This window comes from Klebsiella sp. D-Nf1, assembly GCF_002810515.1.
Classification (GTDB): domain Bacteria; phylum Pseudomonadota; class Gammaproteobacteria; order Enterobacterales; family Enterobacteriaceae; genus Klebsiella; species Klebsiella variicola.
In genome coordinates this window covers 499003-512906 of the sequence record NZ_PIOK01000001.1, presented here as the reverse complement: position 1 = coordinate 512906, position 13904 = coordinate 499003, and the positions used below count along the sequence as shown (strand labels likewise).

The 13904-nt window shown below is 58.0% G+C and carries 13 protein-coding genes; 10 read left to right on the top strand and 3 right to left on the bottom strand.

Going from position 1 to position 13904, the window contains the following annotated elements:
* Nucleotides 1-36: 36 nt before the first annotated feature.
* Nucleotides 37-867: an oxidoreductase gene (locus CWM54_RS02480; RefSeq protein WP_100696882.1), complete on the top strand. Its 831-nt coding sequence runs from the start codon at nt 37-39 to the stop codon at nt 865-867.
* A gap of 13 nt (nt 868-880) precedes the next feature.
* Here CWM54_RS02480 and CWM54_RS02475 read toward each other — a convergent pair whose 3' ends face one another.
* Nucleotides 881-1816, bottom strand: coding sequence for a LysR family transcriptional regulator (locus tag CWM54_RS02475; protein ID WP_100695830.1), 936 nt, complete (start codon nt 1814-1816; stop codon nt 881-883).
* Nucleotides 1817-1916: 100 nt separating this feature from the next.
* Here CWM54_RS02475 and CWM54_RS02470 point away from each other — a divergent pair, with 100 nt between their 5' ends.
* Together CWM54_RS02470 and CWM54_RS02465 are read left to right on the top strand one after the other, a co-directional pair.
* Complete coding sequence (locus CWM54_RS02470; protein ID WP_100695828.1) at nt 1917-3026, top strand: alkene reductase; 1110 nt, start codon at nt 1917-1919, stop codon at nt 3024-3026.
* A gap of 2 nt (nt 3027-3028) precedes the next feature.
* A complete protein-coding gene (locus tag CWM54_RS02465) occupies nt 3029-3622 on the top strand; it encodes an ester cyclase (RefSeq protein ID WP_072123283.1) in 594 nt (197 codons plus the stop codon).
* 90 nt (nt 3623-3712) lie between these two features.
* Here the strand turns inward: CWM54_RS02465 and CWM54_RS02460 are convergent, their stop codons facing one another.
* A complete protein-coding gene (locus tag CWM54_RS02460) occupies nt 3713-4462 on the bottom strand; it encodes an SDR family oxidoreductase (protein ID WP_012542112.1) in 750 nt (249 codons plus the stop codon).
* Between the two features lie 167 nt (nt 4463-4629).
* Here CWM54_RS02460 and CWM54_RS02455 point away from each other — a divergent pair, with 167 nt between their 5' ends.
* From CWM54_RS02455 to CWM54_RS02425, 7 genes are all read left to right on the top strand, one after another.
* Nucleotides 4630-5535, top strand: a complete 906-nt coding sequence (locus tag CWM54_RS02455; RefSeq protein WP_100695826.1) for a LysR family transcriptional regulator — start codon at nt 4630-4632, stop codon at nt 5533-5535.
* Nucleotides 5536-5972: 437 nt separating this feature from the next.
* A complete protein-coding gene (locus CWM54_RS02450) occupies nt 5973-6179 on the top strand; it encodes a hypothetical protein (RefSeq protein WP_227521601.1) in 207 nt (68 codons plus the stop codon).
* 315 nt (nt 6180-6494) lie between these two features.
* Complete coding sequence (mgtA, locus tag CWM54_RS02445) at nt 6495-9188, top strand: magnesium-translocating P-type ATPase (RefSeq protein WP_100679960.1); 2694 nt, start codon at nt 6495-6497, stop codon at nt 9186-9188.
* Between the two features lie 75 nt (nt 9189-9263).
* On the top strand, nt 9264-9488 hold the full coding sequence (locus CWM54_RS02440; protein WP_016160720.1) for a hypothetical protein: 225 nt from the start codon (nt 9264-9266) through the stop codon (nt 9486-9488).
* Between the two features lie 14 nt (nt 9489-9502).
* The gene (locus tag CWM54_RS02435; protein WP_100696880.1) at nt 9503-11155 is read left to right on the top strand and encodes a Na/Pi cotransporter family protein; all 1653 of its coding nucleotides are present in this window, start codon (nt 9503-9505) and stop codon (nt 11153-11155) included.
* 65 nt (nt 11156-11220) lie between these two features.
* Nucleotides 11221-11565 (top strand): SLOG family protein, encoded by a 345-nt coding sequence (locus CWM54_RS02430; RefSeq protein ID WP_100695822.1) that lies wholly within the window; start codon nt 11221-11223, stop codon nt 11563-11565.
* Nucleotides 11566-11889: 324 nt separating this feature from the next.
* On the top strand, nt 11890-13023 hold the full coding sequence (locus CWM54_RS02425; protein ID WP_100695820.1) for an FAD-dependent oxidoreductase: 1134 nt from the start codon (nt 11890-11892) through the stop codon (nt 13021-13023).
* 143 nt (nt 13024-13166) lie between these two features.
* Here CWM54_RS02425 and CWM54_RS02420 read toward each other — a convergent pair whose 3' ends face one another.
* On the bottom strand, nt 13167-13754 hold the full coding sequence (locus CWM54_RS02420; RefSeq protein ID WP_100695819.1) for a TetR/AcrR family transcriptional regulator C-terminal domain-containing protein: 588 nt from the start codon (nt 13752-13754) through the stop codon (nt 13167-13169).
* Between the last annotated feature and the right edge of the window lie 150 nt (nt 13755-13904).

Sequence of the window (13904 nt, the reverse complement as noted above, 5' to 3'; positions counted from 1 at the left end):
AGGCACACTCAGCGCAGTCTACTTGCCGAGGTGCTTATGTTTATTCAGGAAAATAAAACCGCGCTGGTCACCGGCGCATCGTCAGGGATGGGGAAAGCCATTGCCCGTCGTCTTATCCAGGAGGGTTACCAGGTTTACGTTGCTGCCCGGCAGCTCGGGAAAATGGACGATCTGGCTTCGCTAGGGGCCCAATGCCTGCAGATGGATCTCTCACGGCAGGACGATCGGCTGGCGGTCGTGAACACCATTCTGTCTCAGACCGGAGGGGTCGATGTACTGGTCAATAATGCCGGTTTTGGCCTGTATGGCCCGGTCGAAGAGATCGGTATCGATGAGGCTCGCTACCAGTTTGAGGTCAATCTCTTCGGCGCGGCGCATCTCACGCAACTACTGCTTCCCGCGATGCGCGCCCGCCGTCGCGGATATATTGTCAATATCTCTTCCATGGGCGGGAAGATGTATAGCGTCCTCGGCGCATGGTACCACGCCACCAAACATGCACTTGAGGGATGGTCAGACTGCCTGCAGCTGGAAGTTGCCGACTTCGGCATCAAGGTGGTTATCATCGAACCTGGAGTGATTGAAACCGGCTTCGGCGATGCGGCCAGTGAAAGTATTGTCAAACGTTCGGCCACAGGACCGTATGGTCAGTTGGTAAAAGGGGTCGCCCTGTCGATCCAAAAAACGTACGGCCATGGCACCGGCAGCGATCCGCAGACGATCGCCGAGGTGGTCCTGGTCGCGGTGAATGCCTCAAATCCACGCCCCCGTTATGCCGTCGGTAAGTATGCCAAATTGCTTATCCGGATGCGTGTCTGGCTGGGCGACCGTCTTTTCGATCGTATTATCCTCAGCCAGATGCGCTGAGGTCATGTTCTGCTCACTTTCGCCTCGCGCTGGAGGGGGATGACTCTCCCAGCCAGTCGATAAAAAACGCCATAAACGCCGATACCTGAGGGGGCTGCAGCTTTCGCTGGGGAAAGACAAACTGCAGCCCGACCTCCTTGCGGTCTAAGGGGCTGAATCCGGTGAAGCGCTCGGCAAACAGCACCTGAAGCCGCCCTTCCTCGATATCCCTCTTCACATCCCACCATGATTTACCAGCGATCCCCGCCCCGCTTAGCGCCCACTGCCGCAGCAGTGCCCCATCGTCGCAGACCATCGCCGGTGTCACCCGCACCACGCGCTCCTTTCCCGCCTCCTCAAAGCGCCATTCATTCATCACCACACCGTGCCGCTCCAGCGCCAGGCAGCGGTGATGGTGCAACTCGTCGAGGGCGGCAGGCGTTCCGTGAGTGGCAAGATAAGCCTCCGAAGCCACCAGCACCCGGTGGTTGGGGCGGATATGGCGGATCGCCAAACTACTGTCTGGCAGGTTACCGACGCGAATACTCATATCCAGCCGGTTGGCGACCAGATCCTCCACGCGCTCCCCTAAGAACACGGAAAACGTGACCTCCGGGTGACGCCTGGAAAAGTCGACGATGGCCGGGCTAAGATACTGTCGGCCAAAGTCGGAGGGGGCGGAAAGACGAATATTGCCGCTCAGCACGCCTTCCTTTTGCGTCAGCAACGACTCAGCGTGGCGGGCCTCCTCCAGCACGCGCCGCGCGGCATGATAAAAATCTTCCCCCGCCCTGGTCAGGGTGATAGCGCGCGTGGAACGATGGAACAGGCGGGTCTGGTAGCGCTCCTCCATCGCCTTCAGGCGGGCCGTCATGGTGGCCGGTGAGAGCGATAACCGTCTGCCGGCGGCGGAGAGTCCCCCCGCCTCGGCGACAGCCACCAGCAGCGCCATATCTTCCAGCTTGCCCATTTTTCGTATTTCCTGAAAAGTGAATCTGTTTTTAGCCTAATTATCAAAATTAGATCCCGACTGTAAAGTGATTTTCATTCCACTCGCAAGGGACACCCGTATGAACAGCCTCTCACTTTTCGATCGTTACCACATCGGCACGCTGCCGTTGAAAAACCGCATCGTCATGGCTCCCATGACCCGGGCGCGCGCCCTGCAGCCCGGAAATATCCCCTCCGCGCTGATGGCGGAATATTACCGCCAGCGCGCCAGCGCCGGATTGATCGTCACGGAGGCGACGCAAATCTCTCCTGAGGGACAGGGATACTCCTGGACGCCTGGCCTGCATTCCGCTGAGCAGATTGCCGGCTGGCAGCTGACGACCGGGGCCGTTCACCAGGCTGGCGGCGTTATTTTTTCTCAGCTCTGGCACGTGGGCCGGATGTCGCACGCTCGTTTTCATGCGGATGGGCACCCCGTGGCCCCGTCGGCGCTGGCGCCGGACGCCCAGGTCTGGGTGGTGGATGAGCAAGGCCGGGGCCAGATGGTGGACTGCCCACCGCCGCGGGCGCTCTCCCGATCGGATATTCAGCGTATTGTCGCCGATTACCGTCAGGCGGCGCGCAATGCGATAGCGGCGGGGTTTGACGGCGTGGAAGTGCACGGCGGCAATGGCTATCTGATCGACCAGTTCCTGCGGCGTACCGCCAACCAGCGTACTGATGAGTACGGCGGTAGCCTGAGCAACCGGATCCGTTTTGCCCAGGAGGTGCTGACCGCCATCGGCGACGTCATTGGCCGCGAGCGGACGGGCATCCGCCTTTCCCCCTTCATTACCCAGCGCGGGATGAACGACCCGCAGGTGATCGACGCCATCCTTGCCCTGGCGGCCTGGTGCGAACAGCAGGGTATCGCCTTTATCCACCTGGCGGAGGCGGACTGGGACGATGCGCCAGCCGTTCCCCAGCACTTTCGTGACACGCTGCGCGCGACCTTCAGCGGCACCCTGATCGTGGCCGGCAATTACGATCAGCAAAAGGCGGAACGTATCCTCACCGCCGGTTTCGCCGACCTGGTGGCTTTCGGCCGGCCGTTTATTGCTAATCCTGACCTGCCGCAGCGGCTTCAGCACCGCTGGCCGCTGGCGACCGTCAGCGATCCCGCCACGCTGTTTGGCGGGACAGAGGTGGGCTATACCGACTATCCCTTCTATACGGAGCATAAAGAGTGAAAATGACCCGCAAAATGTTACCTGCCAGCCGTAGTTTCGCTGTTGTCTGTACGCAGGCCAGACGCGGCATCGCGCTGCGGCGCTGCGCCACAGCGCTGCTGCTTGCCGGGATATCCGGCTCCGCGTTTTCAGCCCCGCAGGGTTTGCTGAAGCCAGCCCAGCTCATCGTTGACAGCGGCCTTCCCCCTGCCACACGCGCCGCCAATGAATATGTCGCCAGGCAATACGCCACGTTCTGGAATACCGGTGATGAAGCGCTGGCCCGGGCGGCGCTGGCGGGGAATTTTATCGATAAAACGCCCCCGGAAGGGCGTCGGCAAGGGCCGGAAGGCGCGATCCTCGCCTCCAGAGCGTTTCGTCAGGCGGTGCCGGATTTACGTTGTGATGTCGAACAAATGATTGTGGCCGGTGACCGGGTGGTCTCACACTTACATTTTCATGGCCACTTTACCGGGACCTTCGGCACCCGGAAGGGGAAGGGACAAAATATCGATTTTATCGCCACCGATATCTATCAGATCAGCGGCGGTAAAATTGCCGCCAACTGGCATATTGAAGATAACCTGACGCTGATGAAACAGCTGGGCGCGCAATAAGCTGCCCACCCGAGCGGTGAGTAAGCGATCGCCATAACCACGAGCCGCCCCGGCATCCGCCGGGGCAGCTCGCCTGGCGACAGACTGTGCTTAGATTTGCGCCATTCCACCGTCGACATAGATCTCTGCGGCGTTAATAAAGCTCGACTCGTCAGACGCTAAAAATACCACCGTCCTGCCAATCTCCTCCGGTTCGCCCAGCCGCCCGAGCGGTACGCTGGCGGCCAGGGCGTCGAACAAGCCCTGACGGTCCGCCTCCGCGACCAGTCCTCCCAGACCCGGGGTACGCACCGGCCCCGGGCTGACGACATTGATGCGGATCCCGCGATCGTTCACCTCCAGCGCCCAGGAGCGCGCCAGGCTGCGTACCGCCGCTTTACTGGCGCTATAGATGCTGAAGTTCGCCGTCCCTTTGACCGCCGCCGTAGAGCCGGTCAAAATCACCGAGGCGCCGTCGGTGAGCAGCGGCAGCGCTTTCTGGACGGTGAACACCACCCCGCGCACGTTGGTGGCGAAAATCCGCTCGACGTGCGCTTCGGTGATGGCGCTGAGCGGCAGCATATCCCCGCCGCCAGCATTGGCGAACAGCACATCCAGCCGGCCGGACTCGTCGGCAATGGTCGCAAATACCGCGTCAAGGTCGCTTAACACGGCGGCGTCGGCGCGGATCCCGCGGGCGGCGGGCCCGATGAATCTTACCGCCGCATCCAGCTCCTCCTGTCGGCGGCCGGTGATATACACCTTCGCGCCCTGCTCCGCCAGCGCTTTCGCCGACGCCAGGCCAATCCCGGTGCTGCCGCCGGTCACTAACGCCACTTTATCCGCAAGTTTTTTGCTCATGGTGCATTTCCTTGGTTAGAGTATAAACAGGCCAGGCTCGCAAAAGCGCCCCGCCGGGTATGGAAAGCACTGTAATCGCCTCAAAGAGGCGGAAAAATGGCCTAATCTGAAAAACACTTTTCCCCTCCGTGGATAATGGACGCCCACTCACCAGGATACTGCCAATAATGGACCGATTTTCAGCCCTCAAAGCCTTCACCCGCGTTGTCGAAGCCGGCAGCTTTACCCGCGCCGCGGACTCGCTGGATATGCCCAACGCCACGCTCAGCAAAACCATCAAGCAACTGGAAGCGCACCTGGGGGTTTCCCTCCTGCAGCGCACCACCCGACGTATTACCGTGACGCCGGAAGGACGGGAGTACTATGAAAAAGCCCGCTGCCTGCTGGAAGACCTGGAAGAGATCGACGCCTCCTTCAATACCGCCCACAATAAGCCGAAGGGCCATCTACGGATCGCCATCGGTGGGTCGACCGCGTGCGATGTGCTGATCCCGCTACTGGCGGACTTTATGACCTCCTGGCCGGATATCCGTATCGATTTACAGGTGGCCGATAAACCCGCGGACCTCATCAGCGGCAATATTGACTGCGCCATCCGCGGCGGGCCGATGGAAGACTCGACGCTGATCGCCCGTAAAATCGGCGAGGCGACGCTGGTCACCTGCGCCACCCCTGGCTATCTTCAGCGCTGCGGCACGCCCGCCTCGCCGGATGAACTCCATCATGGCCACCAGCTCATCAGCTATCTGTCGCCGGCCAGCGGCAGAGCGTTTCCGTTTCGCTTTACGCGTCACGGCGTCAGTACCGAGCTCAAGACAGAGCCCCATCTCGGCATCAATGAGAGCAACGCGCATATTGCCGCCGGCGAGGCGGGCTTAGGCATTGTGCAGACCTTTACCTATTCGCTAAAACCCGCGCTGGCAAGCGGCAAGCTGGTGGAGATCCTCAGCGCCTGGCGCCCGGCCCCCTATCCCTTTCACGTCGTCTATGCCCGGCACCGGCACGTGCCGCCCCGGCTCCGCGTCTTTATTGAATGGCTGGCGGCGGTTTTTCCGGCTGCGGTGCAGGGATAATGCGCGTTATCTGACGCCGCGCCGAGGGGGTCCGTAAATGAACGCACTGACCGCTATTATCCTTTTTACGACCGTTCGAAAAACACCGATGATTAAATCTACGATTTGATGTTTCTACACAAAATATAAACGAAGATTTAAATTGATATGAATGTGTTGACAATAACATTGGCTATGGGTAGATTTCATGGGCCTAAGTTGTGGCCTTTCCTAATCTGACATAAGAGACTAATGGATACTGAATTTAGTAGCGGTCCGAATATTGCCTTAACGGTTATTCGGACAAGTAAACATAAAATCGATTGTGATCACTTCTTCGTTTTGGTGTGTCTCGCCGGAGCCTGATGCTCTCGTGTTGTCCCACCTCGACCAGAGTTTTCACGGTCCCGAGGTGTGTTATGAACTTCAAATCTACCCTTTTTCCTGGTGTCAAAACCATGACATCAACGCTACGTGTCCGGCCGCCCCGCGATCGGGCGTCGTCTGCGCAAAAAAAACAGCAAAGCTCTATTTTCTCTTCGAAAATCAGCGAGTTGAATCAACGCATTACTAACTGGCGCGTCAGTCCTGTCACCGGCCAGCTGGAGCGTCGTTGCCGCTTCTCTGATGGCGAAGACCCACAAAGTCGCCCCTTCGTCGCCTGATTCAGCCGTTACGCCGTAGGCCGTGTCTGCGCGCTATGCCGCAGCCCGTTTTCGTGTGTCATGCTGAGTTAAGTCACTGCTGGTACCTGTTTATTCACTGATGTATTCATACTTGTACATCGGCAGGAATAATCACGTCCAAATAAAACAAAATATAAACTTCACGCCTGTTTATTTTTAATAATAAACAGCGGGAAGCCCTGTGCGAAATTAATTAAAACCGATCGCTGATGCGACATCGGGCTATTTTCGGCCGCCCTTAATCCGGGTCTTACCGTAAAAAGCCTGCTGCCTCCCGGCGACAGGAGCAGCACCATGACTGTACAAACCAAGAACCGAAATAAAAAAAGCACGCTGTCTATGCGTGCCGCCCAGGAAGCCCAAAACGGTATCGCAGAAACCCTGGTCAACCTCAACACCACCCGGGAAGGGCTGCAGGAAGCCCAGGCAAATGCCCGGCTGGAGCGGGATGGCCTGAACGAAGTGACTCATGACAAGCCGCCGCACGCGCTGATCCAGCTGCTGATGGCGTTTAACAACCCGTTTATTTATGTGCTCGCCATTCTCGCCGGGATCAGCTTCTTCACCGACTACTGGTTGCCCACCAGCCATGGCGAAGACAGCGACCTGACGACGGTGATAATCATCGGCACCATGGTTGCCCTCAGCGGACTGGTGCGCTTCTGGCAGGAACACCGCTCGGCTAAATCGGCCGAAGCGCTGAAAGCGATGGTTCGCACCACCGCGACGGTCGTTCGTCGCGAACACGCCGGGCAAAAAGGAACGCCACGTGAAATCCCGATGCGCGAGCTGGTGGTGGGCGATATCGTGCAGCTCTATGCGGGCGACATGATCCCGGCGGACGTCCGTTTGATCGAATCACGCGACCTGTTTATCAGTCAGGCCGTCCTGACCGGCGAAGCGCTGCCGATTGAGAAGTACGACACCCTCGGCGACGTGGCGCAGAAATCCGCGCACGACAAGGCGGTTGACAACGAGAACCTGTTGGATATGCCTAACATCTGCTTCATGGGAACCAACGTTGTCAGCGGTACCGCTCAGGCGGTCGTGGTGGCGACCGGGCCGAGGACCTACTTTGGCTCACTGGCAAAAGCGATTGTCGGCACCCGGGCGCAAACGGCGTTTGACCGCGGGGTGAACAGCGTCAGCTGGCTGTTGATCCGCTTTATGCTAGTGATGGTGCCGGTGGTATTCCTGATTAACGGCCTGATGAAGGGCGAATGGTGGGATGCCCTGCTGTTTGCTCTGGCCGTCGCCGTAGGTCTGACGCCAGAAATGCTGCCAATGATCGTCAGCGCCAACCTCGCCAAGGGCGCGGTGGCTATGGCGAAGCGTAAAGTCGTGGTTAAGCGCCTTAACGCGATTCAGAACCTGGGCGCGATGGACGTGCTGTGCACCGACAAAACCGGCACCCTGACGCAGGATAAAATCATCCTTGAGCACCACGTCGACACGCACGGTCAGAAAAATCAGTCCGTGCTGGCGCTGGCCTGGCTCAACAGCCACTATCAAAGCGGCATCAAAAACCTGATGGATCAGGCGGTCATTTACTTCTCTGAAAATGAGTCGGGCTTTGTGCAACCTCAGGGGTACAGCAAAGTCGATGAGATGCCGTTCGACTTCGTGCGCCGTCGCCTGTCGATTGTGGTGAAAGACAGCCAGAGCAATCATCTGCTGGTGTGCAAAGGCGCCGTGGAGGAGATGCTGAGCATCGCCACCCACATGGAAGAGAATGGCAAGGTTATCCCCCTCGACGATCAGCGCCGTGACGCCATGCTGGCGATGGCGAACGACTACAACAAAGACGGCTTCCGCGTTCTGGTGGTCGCTACGCGCGACATTCCGAAAGCCGAAGCGAAAAGACTGTACAGCACCGCTGATGAGCACGATCTGATTATCCGCGGCTTCCTCACCTTCCTCGATCCACCTAAGGAGAGCGCGGGTCCGGCGATTGCTGCCCTGATGGATATTGGCGTCGCAGTCAAAGTGCTGACCGGCGATAACGCGATTGTCACTACGCGGATTTGCCGCCAGGTGGGACTGGAACCAGGCGAACCGGTACTCGGCCCGCAGATTGAGCCATTGAGCGACACGGCCCTGCAGCAGTTGGTGGAAGAGCGCACAGTGTTCGCCAAGCTAACGCCGCTGCAGAAATCGCGCGTGCTGAAGGCGCTGCAGGCCAACGGTCATACGGTGGGCTTTCTCGGTGACGGCATTAACGATGCCCCTGCTCTGCGCGATGCCGACGTGGGTATCTCGGTCGACAGTGGCACCGATATCGCCAAGGAATCGGCCGACATCATCTTGCTGGAAAAGAGCCTGATGGTGCTGGAAGAAGGCGTCATCAAAGGCCGCGAGACCTTTGGCAACATTATGAAATACCTGAACATGACCGCCAGCTCCAACTTCGGCAACGTGTTCTCGGTACTGGTGGCCAGCGCGTTCATTCCGTTCCTGCCGATGCTCGCGATCCAGTTGCTGCTGCAAAACCTGATGTACGACATCTCCCAGCTCGCGCTGCCGTGGGACAAAACGGACAAAGAGTTCCTGAGCAAACCGCGCAAGTGGGATGCAAGAAACATCGGCCGCTTTATGGTCTGGATTGGCCCGACCTCGTCCATTTTTGACATGACGACCTTTGCGCTGATGTGGTTTGTGTTCAGCGCCAACAGCGAACACATGCAGACCCTGTTCCAGTCCGGCTGGTTCGTTGAAGGCCTGCTGTCGCAGACGCTGGTGGTGCACATGCTGCGTACCCAGAAAATTCCGTTCATTCAAAGCACCGCCGCCTGGCCGGTACTGATGATGACCGGTCTGATTATGGCTATTGGAATTTACGTGCCGTTCTCTCCGCTTGGGCCGTTGGTTGGGCTGCAGGCACTGCCGTGGCAGTACTTCCCGTGGCTGGTCGGCACCCTGCTCGCCTACTGCTGCGTGGCCCAGGGCATGAAAACGTTCTACATCCGTCGCTTCAGGCAGTGGCACTAATTCTGCGTTAAAGACAGTGATTCACGTGCCGCTTCGGCGGCACCTTTCAGGCAGGCCACACAGGCTGGAAGCATTATGGAAAAGCAACATTCCATCATTTTCCTGATTAAAAATAAGACCATCGCGTTGATTGTCTTATTTTTAATGAAAATAACCCGCACCCTTCGCGTCCGTGCCCTGGCATGGTACGCCGGAGGGAAGATTAACTATCAACACACTAAAGCATTACTGAACCTCGCCAGCGCCATACATCGTTTTTCGATCAGGTTACTGCGTTTTATTTCACTACCCGCCCTGTAGAGGGGGAATTCATGATGTCCGGAACCACTCTGTTAATTAACCTGGCTGGCGCCATCGCATTGCTGCTCTGGGGCAGCCATATGATTTCAACGGCGCTGCAGCGCGGCTTCGGCACGCCGCTGCGCAACTGGATGGGACGCCACCTCACTAACCGCTGGACCGCCCTGCTCTCCGGCATTGGCATTACCGGCATTCTGCAAAGCAGCACGGCGGTCAGTATGATGGCGACGTCATTTACCGCCGCAGGTACGCTAAGCCTTGCCCCCGCGCTTGCGGTGATGCTCGGCGCTAACATCGGCTCCACGCTGGTGGTCCAGCTGATGAGCTTTAACATGGAAATCGCCATTCCGCTGCTTCTGCTGGCCGGGTTTGTGGTTTTCAAGCTACGCGACCATTCCAGCTTTGAAAGCGTGGGCTGCGCCCTGATTGGCCTCGGCCTGATGCTGCTGGCGCTGCATTTACTGGGCGGCACGCTGCAGGACATTGAGGTCACGCCGGTGTTTCATGCCGTGATGCAAGGGCTACAGGGCGATATTTTCATTGCCCTGCTGGTGGCGGCGCTCCTGACGCTCCTGTGCCACTCCAGCGTGGCGATGATTTTGCTGATCGCCTCCCTCGCCGGTACCGGCACGCTGACCCCGACTACGGCCCTGGTGCTGGTGCTTGGCGCCAACATCGGCGGCGCGTTACCGCCGGTGTTAAACGCCGGGTCCGCGGTGGCCCGCCGCCTGCCGGTTGGCAACCTGATGGTCCGCCTGTCCGGCTGCGCGCTGGCGTTACTGCTTCTGCCGTTGCTGATGGCGATCGCCCGTAAATCCGGGCTGAACACGCCGCAGCTGGTGGTGTGGTTTCATACCGCCTTTAGCGTGGCGCTCGCGCTGCTGTTTATCGGCCTGAACGTGCCGATGGCTCGCTTCCTGGAGCGACTGTTTCCGGAAGAAGAGCGTGTAGGCGACCCGGGTATGCCGATGTATCTCGACGATGCGGGTCTGGAAGTGGCTTATATCGGCCTGTCCAATTCGGTTCGCGAATCGCTGCGCGCCGCCGACATGCTAACCATCATGCTGGACCGACTGCTGGTGCTGTTTGTGACCCAGGAAAAACAGGCTGCCGATGACATCCGCCAGCTGGAGCAGTCGGTCGATCTGCTGAGCGCGGCGGTTCGCGCCTACCTCGCCGACATTGGTCAGGACGGGCTGAATGATGCAGATGCCGATCGTGCCCAGGAAATCCTGATGTTCATCATCAATGTTGAGCACGCGGGCGACATTCTCTCCAGCAATCTGACCCAGCTGGCCACGCGCCGCGCACGCCGGGGAGAGCAGTTTAACGACTTTGAATTACACCATATTCGCCTGCTGCATGCGGAGCTCCTCACCAGCCTGAACTTAGGAATAGCGGCATTCCTGCGTGAAGACTTGTCTGCTGCCCACCAGTTGGTGCAGCGCAAAGAAACCATCCGCCAGCTGGAGGCCTCCGCCAGCCGCGAGCACTTCAAAAAACTGCGGGAGGACAAGAATGCCTGGGCGGAATCCGGCGACATCTTCCAGCGGGTGCTGCGGGACTACCGCCGCGTGCATCACCATATCGCCGCCGTCGCCTACCCGGTCATTGACCGCCTGGACGATACCTCGCTTCGGTTTATTGAAACGCCGCCGGATGTTTAAAAAACAATAACCGCCAGCGCGCGGACGAGATCCTTTTCAAGGCAAGCAACGTTAAGGTACAAAAAATGCGAGTGTTAATCTGCTCGGGTCGGTTTTATGCCGACACCCATACCATCACTCATGTGCTGGATCTCTATGCCGGTACACAGACGATTAACGTGTTGATTCACGGAGGGCACCAGGCGCTGGGCGGCGCGATAGAAAACTGGGCGCGCGGGATCGACGTTCACGTGATCCGCTACCCGGCAAACTGGGCGCTGCACGGAAAATATGCGGAGACAAGGCGCAATTTGTTTATGCTGGAAGACAGCCGCCCTGACGTACTGCTGGCTTTTCCTGGCGGAGAAGATACGGCGGAGTGCATAAAGATGGCGAAAAACAGAGGGATCCGGGTCATCGACGTCGTTTAACCTGAGTGGGTGAAGTTCGGTGACCATGGCCACAGGCAGGCGTCCGCTGAAGGGGTATTGAATAGCGGCCTTGACGATTAACCGGCAATGATCAATCTAGAGAACTTTGCTCGTCTAAGTGTAAGCTGAGCGCAGAGAGGACAGTCAGGCGGGGTCCCGGCCCCCCAATTGTCCGGGAACAATATGGGCAATACCGCTCAGCATACCCTCAGGCTTCCGTTAGTCCCCTGGGTGCGATTTCACGTTAACTATCCTTATTCGCGCGGTATCGAAACCAGGAACAGCCGGACAACGACACCCGCCATACCATACCTGGAGCGAAAAATGACGTCATCCATTGCCATCGTCGGTGCAGGACTCGGCGGCCTCATGCTCGCACGTGTTTTACATGTCCACGGCATTTCCTCTGTGGTCTACGAAGCTGAAGCCTCCCCTGAGGCCCGCCCGCAAGGTGGCTTGCTGGATATCCACGATCATAATGGCCAGCGGGCGCTGATAGCGGCAGGCCTGTACGATGCCTTCCGGGCCCTTATTGTTCCTGGTGGTCAATCCACGCGCGTACTCGATAAAGCGGGCAACGTATTGTTCGAGCAGTTCGATGATGGTTTGGGCGGCCGACCAGAAGTCTCTCGCGGCGCGCTTCGCACGCTGCTGCTGGAGTCGCTTCCTGCGGACACCGTGCAATGGGGCCGTAAAGTGGCAGATATCGTCCCCCATGATGACGGCACGCATAGTTTGTACTTTACGGATGGCTCCACCACCAGGGCCTCCCTGGTGGTGGGCGCAGATGGTGCCTGGTCGCGTGTCCGCGCTCTGGTCACCGATGCTGTCCCTGCCTATGCGGGATTTTCGTATGTCGAGCGCTGGCTTAGCCACGTCGACACCGATCATCTGGCTTGTGCGCAAGCAGTAGGCCGCGGCTCATTTTTTGCGCTCTCGCCGGGCAAGGGTATCATGGCGCACCGGGAGCCTGGCGGCGTGATCCACGTTTACATTGCTCTGTGCCAGCCTCAAGCCTGGTTCGCTGACGTGACGTCCGCTAATGCACAGGTTGACGTGCAACGTATAGTCGATGAATTCGATGGCTGGGCGCATCCACTGCAATCATTGATTACGGAGGGTGATGGTGAGCCCGTATTGCGCCCTATTCACTTTTTACCTCCCGGACTTCGATGGCCGCGAACAGCAGGTGTAACGCTGTTGGGCGACGCCGCGCATCTTATGCTGCCGTTCGGCGAAGGCGCTAATCTCGCGTTAGAGGATGGCGCAGCGCTGGGACTCGCGATTGCGGCCAATGCAGAAAATCCTGAAGCCGCGCTGTCCGCCTATGAAGAACAGATGTTTATCCGCGTCGAAACCGCGGCCAACGACGCGCAGGCAATGGCAGGCATTCTCTTTGGGGACGAGACACCCGACGCGTTGTTGCATTTTTTTAATCAATATAAAACAGGATCCTGATCCCCCGACGCTGCGGTGATTCTTGCGCGATGAACAAATAACCCTCCCGCCATCGGGAGGTCACCGTTCAGGATGTCCGGAGAATAACGCTCCGGATATAAAATCATTAAAACGCTGTCGCAATAGCTGAAATCTGGAACGAGTTATTTTAATAACCCCTTCATGATCAAAGACAGACCGAACTCAAAACATGTATCGGGATGTTGGTGGGTAAGCGCATCGATACGACTGATTTCTGTTGAGGATGTAGACAATCTTTCATCATCATGTCTGTCTGTACGAGACTGCTCCTCTAATACGCATCCCAGGGTATATTCGCTAATAGTGAGTAATATCATTGCGGCTTCGGCCTCAGAAAAGCCGGCCCGCATAAGGTAAGCCACCTTTGGGTAGAACGTTTCCCCTCCTACCCGCGCCGGTGTTGTCCCCGCATGGAGCAGTGCGCCATCCCGATGAGCAAGAAGCGCGCGGCGGAAACTGCGCGCGTTATTTGCCAGCCAGTCTGCCCACTCGGCCGTGTCTTCAGCCAGCGGAAGTGAATGGTGCCTGGCTAAAACGGTTGCAGCCATCTCTTCCAGTAAGCTGGCCTTGTTCCTGAAATGCCAGTACAGCGTTGCGGATTCTACCCCCAGCTTTTGCGCCAGCTTTCGCGTCGTTATCGCTTCCAGCCCGACTTCATCTAAGAGTGCTAATGCAGCATTAATGACCTGATCCCGCTGAATTTTAGCCATGGTGTTCATCCTGTTGTTAATGCATCCAACCGAGCCCGTGGTAGATACAAAGAGATCTTCTCCTGACCAGGAGCCTACCGGCGCCATTGATGAAAATAAATCTATCACTGATAGAAAAATTGATCAATGATAGGTTTTTAACGCATCGCA

Excerpts from the sequence above, each read along its gene's own strand:
- CWM54_RS02480 (WP_100696882.1), top strand. The coding sequence starts at position 37 with ATGTTTATTCAGGAAAATAAAACCGCGCTGGTCACCGGCGCATCGTCA.
- CWM54_RS02475 (WP_100695830.1), bottom strand. The coding sequence starts at position 1,816 with ATGGGCAAGCTGGAAGATATGGCGCTGCTGGTGGCTGTCGCCGAGGCG.
- CWM54_RS02470 (WP_100695828.1), top strand. The coding sequence starts at position 1,917 with ATGAACAGCCTCTCACTTTTCGATCGTTACCACATCGGCACGCTGCCG.
- CWM54_RS02465 (WP_072123283.1), top strand. The coding sequence starts at position 3,029 with ATGACCCGCAAAATGTTACCTGCCAGCCGTAGTTTCGCTGTTGTCTGT.
- CWM54_RS02460 (WP_012542112.1), bottom strand. The coding sequence starts at position 4,462 with ATGAGCAAAAAACTTGCGGATAAAGTGGCGTTAGTGACCGGCGGCAGC.
- CWM54_RS02455 (WP_100695826.1), top strand. The coding sequence starts at position 4,630 with ATGGACCGATTTTCAGCCCTCAAAGCCTTCACCCGCGTTGTCGAAGCC.
- CWM54_RS02450 (WP_227521601.1), top strand. The coding sequence starts at position 5,973 with ATGACATCAACGCTACGTGTCCGGCCGCCCCGCGATCGGGCGTCGTCT.
- mgtA (WP_100679960.1), top strand. The coding sequence starts at position 6,495 with ATGACTGTACAAACCAAGAACCGAAATAAAAAAAGCACGCTGTCTATG.
- CWM54_RS02440 (WP_016160720.1), top strand. The coding sequence starts at position 9,264 with ATGGAAAAGCAACATTCCATCATTTTCCTGATTAAAAATAAGACCATC.
- CWM54_RS02435 (WP_100696880.1), top strand. The coding sequence starts at position 9,503 with ATGTCCGGAACCACTCTGTTAATTAACCTGGCTGGCGCCATCGCATTG.
- CWM54_RS02430 (WP_100695822.1), top strand. The coding sequence starts at position 11,221 with ATGCGAGTGTTAATCTGCTCGGGTCGGTTTTATGCCGACACCCATACC.
- CWM54_RS02425 (WP_100695820.1), top strand. The coding sequence starts at position 11,890 with ATGACGTCATCCATTGCCATCGTCGGTGCAGGACTCGGCGGCCTCATG.
- CWM54_RS02420 (WP_100695819.1), bottom strand. The coding sequence starts at position 13,754 with ATGGCTAAAATTCAGCGGGATCAGGTCATTAATGCTGCATTAGCACTC.